The organism is Kitasatospora sp. NPDC059599, from assembly GCF_042735125.1.
In the GTDB taxonomy this organism is placed as follows: Bacteria; Actinomycetota; Actinomycetes; order Streptomycetales; family Streptomycetaceae; genus Kitasatospora.
Genome location: NZ_JBHWCL010000238.1, coordinates 1 through 9,871 on the forward strand (window position 1 = coordinate 1; position 9,871 = coordinate 9,871).

The 9,871-nt window shown below is 74.5% G+C and carries 6 protein-coding genes; 3 read left to right on the forward strand and 3 right to left on the reverse strand.

All coding sequences use genetic code 11. From position 1 onward, the window contains the following. On the reverse strand, positions 1-1,427 hold a 1,427-nt coding region (locus ACFV04_RS42180), incomplete at its 3' end, for a TadA family conjugal transfer-associated ATPase (RefSeq protein ID WP_380536408.1). Further along, positions 1,427-2,551, reverse strand: coding sequence for a septum site-determining protein Ssd (gene ssd / locus ACFV04_RS42185; RefSeq protein ID WP_380536409.1), 1,125 nt, complete (start codon positions 2,549-2,551; stop codon positions 1,427-1,429). The genes ACFV04_RS42180 and ssd, both read right to left, overlap by 1 nt. A 725-nt stretch (positions 2,552-3,276) precedes the next feature. Here ssd and ACFV04_RS42190 point away from each other — a divergent pair. Next, on the forward strand, positions 3,277-4,176 hold the full coding sequence (locus ACFV04_RS42190) for an HAD family hydrolase (protein WP_380349655.1): 900 nt from the start codon (positions 3,277-3,279) through the stop codon (positions 4,174-4,176). 378 nt (positions 4,177-4,554) lie between these two features. Here ACFV04_RS42190 and ACFV04_RS42195 read toward each other — a convergent pair whose 3' ends face one another. Continuing rightward, positions 4,555-5,445, reverse strand: coding sequence for an oxidoreductase (locus ACFV04_RS42195; RefSeq protein ID WP_380349652.1), 891 nt, complete (start codon positions 5,443-5,445; stop codon positions 4,555-4,557). Between the two features lie 222 nt (positions 5,446-5,667). On the opposite strand from ACFV04_RS42195, the gene ACFV04_RS42200 reads away from it, so the two are divergent. Together ACFV04_RS42200 and ACFV04_RS42205 are read left to right on the forward strand one after the other, a co-directional pair. Then, the gene (locus ACFV04_RS42200; protein ID WP_380536411.1) at positions 5,668-6,675 is read left to right on the forward strand and encodes an ATP-binding protein; all 1,008 of its coding nucleotides are present in this window, start codon (positions 5,668-5,670) and stop codon (positions 6,673-6,675) included. A 437-nt stretch (positions 6,676-7,112) separates the two neighbouring features. Then, positions 7,113-9,536: a SulP family inorganic anion transporter gene (locus ACFV04_RS42205; RefSeq protein WP_380536412.1), complete on the forward strand. Its 2,424-nt coding sequence runs from the start codon at positions 7,113-7,115 to the stop codon at positions 9,534-9,536. Positions 9,537-9,871 lie beyond the last annotated feature (335 nt).

A 9,871-nucleotide genomic window follows, 5' to 3' on the forward strand; every position in this document is an offset into this window, starting at 1 on the left:
GGGGCCCCGGGGGGTCGGCCCCGGTGGCGCCGGGTTTGGGGGCCCCCGCACCCCGGGGGCGGGGGCCGGGGGGGGTGCCGCTGGGCACCGGGCGCGCCCCCCCCCCCGGGCTCCACCCCACGCGCCGCCAGCAGCCCGACCAGCCGTTCCCAGCCCGCCCCGGGAACCGGTCCGCCCGACGCCGGGAAGGCCACCGCAGGGGTGGTCACGGCCAGCCCCTCGCGGTCCCCGGCCAGCGTGTGGATCTCCGCGACCCGGCGCCGCCCCGAGTCCGGATCCCGGACCAGGTGCACCACCACCTCGATCGCGGCCCGCAGTTGACTGTGCAGCGCCGGCCGGTCGAGCCCGGCGAGCGAGCCCAGGGCCTCCAACCGGACCGGCACGTCCGCCGCCGTGTTGGCGTGGACCGTGCCGCAGCCGCCCTCGTGCCCGGTGTTCAGAGCGGCCAGCAGGTCCGACACCTCGGCCCCGCGCACCTCGCCGATCACCAGCCGGTCCGGGCGCATCCGCAGCGCCTGGCGGACGAGGTCCCGGAGGGTGAACTCGCCCAGCCCCTCCTGGTTGGGCGGACGGCTCTGCAGCCGGACCACGTGCGGATGGGCCGGCTGCAGCTCCGCGGAGTCCTCGGCGACCACGATCCGCTCGTCCGGCCCGACCAACCCGAGCAGCGCGGCGAGCAGCGTGGTCTTGCCCGAGCCCGTCCCGCCCGAGACGAGCAGCGACAGCCGGGCCCGCACGATGCCGGCCAGCAGTTCGGCGCCCTCCGGCGGCAGCGCGCCGCCCGCGACCAGTTCGTCGAGCGTGAACGGCCGGGGCCGGCAGACCCGCAGCGAGATGTGCGTGCAGCCGGTCGCGATCGGGGGCAGCACGGCGTGCAGCCGGGTGCCGTCCGGCAGCCGGGCGTCCACCCAGGGCCGGGCGTCGTCCAGTCGCCGCCCGGCCGCGGTGGCCAGCCGGTGGGCCAGCCGCCGCACCGCCTCGGCGTCGGTGAAGCGGACTCCGGTGGCCCTGCGCAGGCCGCCGCCACGGTCGACCCACACCTCCTCCGGACCGTTCACCAGGACGTCCGTGACGTCGGGCGCCGCCAGCAGCCGGTCCAGCGGGCCCGCACCCACCAGTTCGGCGCGCAGCGAGCGCACGGTGTCCAGGACCTCGTCCCCGCCGAGCGGCGGCCGGGTGGCTCGCAGCGCGGCCGCGACCGAGCCCGCCGTCGGGGCGGCCCCCGACTCGGCCAGCCGCAGCCGCACGGCGTCCACCAGGGCCGCCGCCCGCTGTTCGCGGGCCGTCCGGCCGTAGGGGCAGGGCTCGTGCCCGGCCTCCGGCGGCCCGCCGGGCGGCGGCACGCTCCGCAGCGGCCGGTGTTCCCGCGCACCGGTGCCCGGACCGGGCACGCCGTCCCGGAAGGCTGTTCTGCGCAGACGGACCATCAGTAGACACCTCCTCCGACCGCCGGAACCGGCGGCAGCACCTCGTTCAGGAAGGTCGCGCAGAAGCGCGCGAGCGGGCCGCTCTCCCTGCTCCCGGGCGGGACGCCCTTCTCAACGTCCGGGGCCAGGCCGGGTTCCCCCTCCAACTCCCCTGCCAGCGGCAGCCGCAGGCCGCGGGCGATCCGGTGGGCCGGGAGTCCGCCGGCCCGCACCGGCCGCACCACGACCCGGACGTCCCCGAGCCGCATCCGGGCCGCCGCGGCGACCCGGTCGGCGGCGGCCACCGCGCGCAGTTCGGCCGGTACCACCAGCAGGGCCAGGTCGGACTGCTCCAGCGCCTGCCCGGCGGCCGCGTCGAGGTGGCGAGGCACGTCGACCACCACCAGCCCGCCGCGCCGCCGGGAGGCGGCCAGCACGCTGCGCATGGCCTCCGGCGGCACCGTCAGGGTGTCGCCGCGGTCCCAGGACAGGCAGGCGAGCGCGGAGAGCCGTTTGAGGGCCGGCAGTGCCCGGGCCAACTCGGCCCCGCTGACCCGCCCTCGCGAGCCGGCCAGGTCGGGCCAGCGCAGCCCGCGGGCCGTCTCGCCGCCGAGCAGGATGTCGAGGCCGCCGCCCAGCGGGTCGCCGTCGACGAGCATGGTCCGACGGCCCGTTCGCGCGGACGTGACCGCCAGGGCGCAGGCCAGGGTCGAGGCCCCGGCACCGCCCCGGCCGCCGAGCACCGCGACCGTGACCGCCGGGGGTCCGCCGCCCTCGGCCGCGTCGGCGATCCGGTCGAGCAGCCAGGCCTCGGCGTCGGGCAGGAACAGCACGTGCTCGGCGCCGAGCCGGACGGCTCGGACCCACACCCCGGGGTCGTCCAGGTCCAGTCCGAGCAGCAGCACACCGCCGCGCCGCCCCAACTCGGAGCAGTGGACGGCCTGGTCGTCCCCGATCAGGACCAGCGGGGCCCCTTCCCAGAGTTCCCGCGTCGGCGGCGCGCCGCGGATCAGTCTGGGCTCGGTGCCCGCCGCCGCGCAGAGCCGCAGCAGGTGCTCCGCCAGCGCGTCGTCCCCGGTGACGACGAGCGGCCCGAGGGCGCCGGGGCCCTCGGCGGTGACGTGGTCGGCGATCGGCGTCGACATGGTGGTCTCCCCTCCGCGCCTGCGGCCACCAGGGGCGGCCGCGGCGCACGTCGGACGGTTCCGGCGGACGGCCGCCCGGCAGACCTCCGGAAGAGGAGGGAGATGAGGCCTGCCCGGCGACCGCCGCCGACCATCACGGTGGGGGGAGATCCGGATTCCGTCATCCACGTTCCGATTGCCTGTGGATAACTCGTGGGCTGTGGATGAAAACGTTCACCCGGGCGGGGGGCTAATCGGCGAAGAATTGACGAAAGGCGTCACGGAGATGAACCGTCGGACCGCGCAGGCGCGATCGGACGATCTTCCGAAGGCCTCCCGCCGCTCTTCCGGTGCCCCCTCGGAGAGGCTCGCACCGCCGCTCGGAACCGGCCGTTCATTCCTCGACGGCCATGAGCAAACGGCGACGGAGAGTGACGAATGATGGCTGACGGGCCGAGCCGCCGACACCCCCTGTACACCGCCGACGGGGCTCGCGCGGGATGCGCCGCGAAGGGCCTTCAAGCCCTGAAAATGGCCCCGGACGTGCGACGACCCCCGCCGGGGGGGAGAGCGGGGGTCGTCTATCCACAGCCCGACTCGGGGGGGAGGAGCCGGACCGGGTTAGCACGGTCGCGAACGATCCGTGACTTCCATGGTGTACCCGAGCGGCCAGAAACACAAACCCGCACGCCCACGAGTACACCGAATGGCGGGGTGTTTTGTGGCTCCCTCTATCCTCGGTTCCCGTGGACACCACCGAGAACGCCGACGACCACGCCGACGAGTCCCCGGGCGACACCACCGGGCCCGAGGAGCTCCGCGCACCCGCCCGCCCCCGGTCGGGCGGGCCGCGCACGGCGGCCTTCTTCGACCTCGACAAGACCATCATCGCCAAATCGAGCGCGCTGGCCTTCAGCCGCCCCTTCTACCAGGGTGGCCTGATCAACCGTCGGGCCGTACTGCGCAGTGCGTACGCGCAGTTCGTCTTCCTGGTCGGCGGCGCGGACCACGACCAGATGGAGAAGATGCGCGAGTACCTCTCCGCGCTCACCCGGGGCTGGAACGTGCAGCAGGTCCGCGAGATCGTCGCCGAGACCCTGCACAACCTGATCGACCCGATCATCTACGACGAGGCCGCCTCCCTGATCGAGCAGCACCACGCGGCAGGCCGGGACGTGGTGATCGTCAGCAGCTCCGGCTCCGAGGTGGTCGAGCCGATCGGCGCCCTGCTCGGCGCGGACCACGTGATCGCCACCCGGTTGCGGGTCCAGGACGGCTGCTACACCGGCGAGATCGAGTACTACGCCTACGCCGAGAACAAGGCCGCCGCCATCCGGGAGTTGGCCGCGGTCGAGGGCTACGACCTGGCCTCGTCCTACGCCTACAGCGACTCCTCCACCGACCTCCCGCTGCTGGAGGCGGTCGGCCACCCGTCGGCCGTCAACCCCGACCGCGCGCTGCGCAAGGAGGCGCAGGCCCGGGAGTGGCCGGTGCTGGTCTTCGACAAGCCGGTGGAACTGCGGCGGCGACTGCCCGAGTTCTCGGCCCCGAGCGGTTCGGTTCTGACCGCGGTCGCGGTCGGGACGGCCGTGGTGACCGCCGGGGTGATCTGGTACCTGGCCCGTCGGCGGCGCCCGCTCGCCTGAGGCCTCGACCGACCCGCCTGGACAAAACGGTCAATCGGCACGGACTTCTCTTTTCGGGTTCCCCTTTCGCCCGAAACGCGATACAAATGAAGCACGGCCCGCGAGACCCGGTCAGGACCGAAGAGGTCAAACCGACAACGCAGTTCAGGCCCCACGGACCGCGTGTACAGATAGCCGAGCACCCACATGCAGCCGACCCGCTGTCGGGCCGCCGGACCAGACGAACGGGCAGGATCCCCGTCTGATCGGCACTTCCGGTGCATGCATGGTCACCCGGCATCTGCACCAGCGGCGGCACCGAGCAGGATCAGGTGCCGCCGCATCCGCGTGTGAACGGGCCCCCCCGGCGGGGCCCGTTCACACGTCCGGCCCGGCCGCTCAGGCCATGCCGCGCTGCATCGCCTCGCACACCGCCGTGCTCTCCCGCACGCCGAGCCGCAGCGCCGCGCCGCAGTGCGCGATCCAGGCCGCCATCCCCTCGGGCGTGCCCGCCAGGTAGCCCGCGAGGGCCCGGCGGTAGGTGGCGGTGCCGAGCTCCGCCAGGCCGACCTCGGTCGGGCAGATCGCCTTCGGGTCGAGCCCTTCGGCGATCAGCACGATCCGCTGGGCGGCCCGCGCGATCACCCCGTTGTGGGTGCCGAATGGACGCAGCGCGAGCAGTTCGCCGTGCACCACGGAGGCCACGACGAGGGCCGGAGTGCCCACGCCCTGCCCCTCCGCGCGCGCCACCAGCAGCCGGGAGAGCTGGTCGAGCCGGGCCGCGACCTCCTCGGCGCCCGGGGCGGGCGGCAGCTCGGGCAGCGGCCCGTCCACGACCTCGACCCGGACGCTCTCCACCGGCTCCAGGTCCAGCGGGAACAGCGTCTCGGCGCCCTCCCCGGCCCGGCGCGGGCGCCCGGCGGCCGGGTCGCCGTCGCCGACCGCGAGCAGGTGCAGCCGGGCCAGCACCTGCAGCGGCGAGTGCCGCCAGACGCTGAGCAGCTGGCCCGCCTCGGCGGCGATCCGCAGGGCTGCGCCGACGGTGCGGGCCTCGGCGTCCGCGCTGAAGTCGGTGCGGCGGCGGACCTCCTCCAGCGGCCAGTCGGCGCCGGCCAGGGCCGCCGACGCGCGGGCGCCGCGCAGCGCGGACTCGGAGGTGACCTCGGCCGCGCGGCGGCGCATCACCCGGTGGCCGTAGAGCCGGTCGACGGCCTTGCGCACCTCGGCCACCGCGTCGGGCACCCCGGGGAGCTGGGCCAGCGGGGCGAGGGGATCTGTTCCAGTGCTCACCTACCCGAGAGTAATGAACGGGCCGCCCCTCCCGGAACAGCAACCCCGCATCACCCGTTAGAGGCAATCCTCACTTCCCTCCCCCGACCGGCCCCAAACCCCGGCTAGCATGGCCACTATCGGAGACGATAACGATTTCCAACTAGAGGGCGCCCCCGTCGCACGCGCCCCCTGGGCAGGCGGCCCCGAGCGAGGGCCCTGAGCGAGAGCCGGAGTCCCCAGATGAAGATCGCCTTCGTGGGCAAGGGCGGCAGCGGGAAGACCACGCTGTCCGCACTGTTCATCCGCCACCTGGCCGCCGCCGGCCGACCGGTCATCGCGGTGGACGCCGACATCAACCAGCACCTCGGCCCCGCGCTGGGGCTGACGGACGCCCAGGCCGCCGACCTGCCCTCGCTCGGCGCGCACCTGCCGGAGATCAAGGAGTACCTGCGCGGCAGCAACCCGCTGATCCGCTCGGCCGAGGAGATGATCAAGACCACGCCGCCCGGCCGCGGTTCGCGGCTGCTGCGGATCGTCGAGGAGAACCCGGTCTACGCCGCCTGCGCCCGCCCGATCGCCCTGGACGAGGGCTCGGTCCGGCTGCTGGCGACCGGCGCGTTCACCGAGGAGGACCTCGGGGTGGCCTGCTACCACTCCAAGGTCGGCGCGGTGGAGCTGCTGCTCAACCACCTGCTGGACGGCCCCGACGAGTACCTGGTCACCGACATGACGGCGGGCTCGGACTCCTTCGCATCCGGCCTGTTCACCCGCTTCGACCTGACCTTCCTGGTCGCCGAGCCGACCCGCAAGGGCGTCTCCGTCTACCGCCAGTACCGGGACTACGCCCGCGACTTCGGCGTGCAGCTCCGGGTGGTCGGCAACAAGGTGCAGGGCCCGGACGACCTGGCCTTCCTGCGCCGCGAGGTCGGGGACGACCTGCTCACCACCTTCGGGCAGTCTGACTGGGTGCGCCGCCTGGAGCAGGGCGCCGAGCCGCCGCTGAAGTCCCTGGAACCGGCCAACCGGGCCGTGCTGGAACAGCTGCGGTCCGAGGCCGACGCGGCGTACGGGCGGCGGGACGCGCACCGTTACACCGAGCAGGCCGTGCTCTTCCACCGCCGCAACGCGGAGAGTTGGGCCAACGCCAAGGTCGGCGCGGACCTCGCCACCCAGGTCGACGAGGGCTTCGTCCCGGGCCGGTTCGCGGACGGCGGCGAGCGGCCGGCCCCGGCGGGAGCCCGCGCCTGACGCACGCGCCACCGCGCCGGACGGGCCGCGACCTCCCACCACCCGGGGGGTCGCGGCCCGTCCGGCACGTCCGGCCCGTTCGCCCGCGGCCACCACTCCACCAGCAGATTCCCGACCGTTCGAACACCACCCATTGGGGTGAACCAGGGGGTTTTCCGCTTCCCTCCCGCAACCACGCCGTGCAAAGCTTTCATTACTCTCGGTTTACCGAGTCTTGATGGTCCGTCCCGGCGGGCCCCGGCGAGACACCCGCACCTCGCCCGGGCTCCTGGCGGGCCCGATGGTCAACGCCGGCCGGTGACACCCGCGCTCCCCGCCGCGCCACGCCATCCCGCCACACCGCGTCGCGACCCACGACAGCCGATCCGCCCCGAGCCCCACCCCGGACTCACCGCCGGACCTGACTGCGTTCGTTCCCCCGGACAGACGGGAAGACCATGACCCTCGACATCTCCAGCGCCCCCATCGCCTCCGACACCACCGACCACGCACCGCCGGGCCCCGGTGCCCGGATCCGCTGGGCCCAGGACCTCTCCGCCTCGCTCGTGGTCTTCCTGATCGCCGTGCCGTTCTCCCTCGGCATCGCCCTCGCCACCGGCGCACCGCTCACCGCCGGGCTGGCCGCCGCAGCCGTCGGCGGCATCGCGGTCGGGCTGTCCGGCGGCACCTCGCTCATGGTCAGCGGCCCCTCGGCAGCGCTGACCGTGATCACCGCCGGGCTGATCGCCCGGTACGGCTGGCAGGCCACCTGCACCGTCACCCTCGCCGCCGGACTGCTCCAACTCCTGCTCGGGGCGCGCCGGGTGGCCCGGACGGCGCTCGCCGTCTCGCCCGCGATCGTGCACGGCATGCTGGCCGGTGTCGGACTCACCATCGCCATCGCGCAGCTGCACGTCGTGCTCGGCGGCTCACCGCAGAGCTCCGCGGCCGCCAACCTCCTCGCGCTGCCGGGGCAGGCGGCCGGTCCGCACCCGCCCGCGCTGCTGATCGGCGCGGTGACCGTGGCCGTCCTGCTCGGCTGGCCCCGGCTCGGCCGGCTCCCCGGCCGCGCGGGCCGACTCGGCGCCCGGATCGCCAGGGTCCCGGGCCCGCTGGCCGCCATCGCCCTGGCCACCACGCTGGCACTCGCCCTGGACCTGCGGCTCGCCCACATCGAACTGCCCGCCTGGCAGCCGCACGCCTTCGTGCCCGCGCTGCCGCACGGCCCGGTGCTCGGCCTGATCGCCGCCGTCCTCACGGTCACCGCCGTGGCCAGCGTGGAGTCGCTGCTCTCCGCCGTCGCGATCGACCGGATGTCCCGCCGCTCCGGCGACCTCGACCGCGAACTGCGTGGGCAGGGCCTCGCCAACCTGCTCAGCGGCCTGATCGGCGGGCTGCCGATCGCCGGCGGCGCGGTGCGCAGCACCGCCAACGTGCAGGCCGGCGCCCAGTCCAGGTGGGCCTCGGTGCTGCACGGCGTCTGGGTGCTGGCCGCCGCGCTGGCGCTGACCGGCGGGCTGCGCCGGATCCCGCTGGCTGCGCTCGCCGCACTGGTCCTGGTGGTCGGGCTGCAGATGGTCAGCTCGGCGCACATCCGCAACGTGCACCGGCACCGCGAGTTCCCGGTCTACCTCACCACCGTGATCGCCGTGGTGGCGGCCGGCGTGCTGTGGGGCGTCGCGATCGGCGCCGGCACCGCCGTCCTGCTCGCGCTCTACCGGCTGACCCGTGCCCACGTGGATGTCGGGACCGGGCCCGACGGCTCGGTCACCGTCCAGACGCACGGTCCGCTCACCTTCGCCGCCGTCCCCCGGCTCAGCCGGGCGCTGGCCGGCGTCCCGGCCGGGGCCGAGGTCACCGTGGTCCACGACGGCTCCTTCCTGGACCACGCCGCGTACGAGACCCTGCACAGCTGGCGGGCCGGGCACCAGGACGCGGGCGGCCGGGTCTCGCTGGTGACGAGGCGCCAGGACGACGAGGTGCTCGACCCCGACGGCACGGTGCGCGCGGGCAGTTCACCCGGGCCGCACCGCTGCCGGGCCTGGACGCCCTGGGTCGGCCACCACTGCATCGAGCAGCAGGAGGACCCGCACGGCCGGCTGCTGGACGGGGTCCGGGTGTTCCAGCTGCACACCGCCCCGCTGATCAGGCCCGAACTCGCCCGGCTGGCGCGGGAAGGACAGACGCCCTCCCAGCTCTTCCTGACCTGTGCGGACTCGCGGATGGTCACCAGCATGATCACCAACAGCGGGCCTGGCGACCTCTTCACGGTCCGCAACGTGGGCAACCTGGTGCCGGCCCCGTTCGAACCCGGTGCGGCCGACGATTCGGTGGCCGCCGCGGTGCAGTACGCGGTCGAGGTGCTGGAGGTGCGCTCGATCACGGTCTGCGGCCACTCCGGCTGCGGGGCGATGAAGGCCCTGCTGGACGGCGTGCACGAGCTCCCCGGTCCGCCCACCCCGCTGGCCCGCTGGCTGCGCAACGGCCGTGGCTCGCTGGACCGGCTCCGGCGAGTGCCCGCCGAGTTCGCCACCCGGTCGGTGGTGGACCCGGTGGAGCAGCTCTGCATCACCAACGTGGTCCAGCAGTTGGACCAGCTGATGGCGAACCCGGCCGTGGAGCGCCGGGTCGAGGAGGGCACCCTGCGACTGGTCGGGATGTACTTCGACTTCGCGACCGCCCAGGCCTACGTCCTGGATCGCGCCGCCGGGACGTTCAGCCCGGTCGAGGCCCGCACCGAGGGCCGTACCGAGGCCCGCACCGAGGCCCGCGGTAGCGCCCACCCCGAAACGCGACCCGGTGGGGCATCGGCCGGACGGGTGAATGAGGACGGCCGGGTTCCGTCCGATGGTGCTGGGGAGGGGCCCCAGCTGGCCGCCTGAGAGCCGGGCCCGTGTCCCCGCCGGGCGGGCCGGGGCACGGGCCCACCAGCCCTGGTAGGTTCTCCACTCCCATGCGGTCGACCGTACGGGCAGGTGTTCGGGCACCGGGCCAAAGGTCTACACCAATTCCTGGGAGCCTCTTGTCAACTGCCCCATTCGCCTGGTGAGCTGTGCGCTGGGACACACGGGACAATCCCCACGCACGGGATCGTCCCCGATCATGACTCGATGAGGAGTGCGCGTTGAGCAACGAGAGCCTGGCCAACCTGCTCAAGGAGGAGCGGCGCTTCGCCCCGCCGGCAGAGCTCGCCGCAGCCGCCAACGTCACCGCGGAC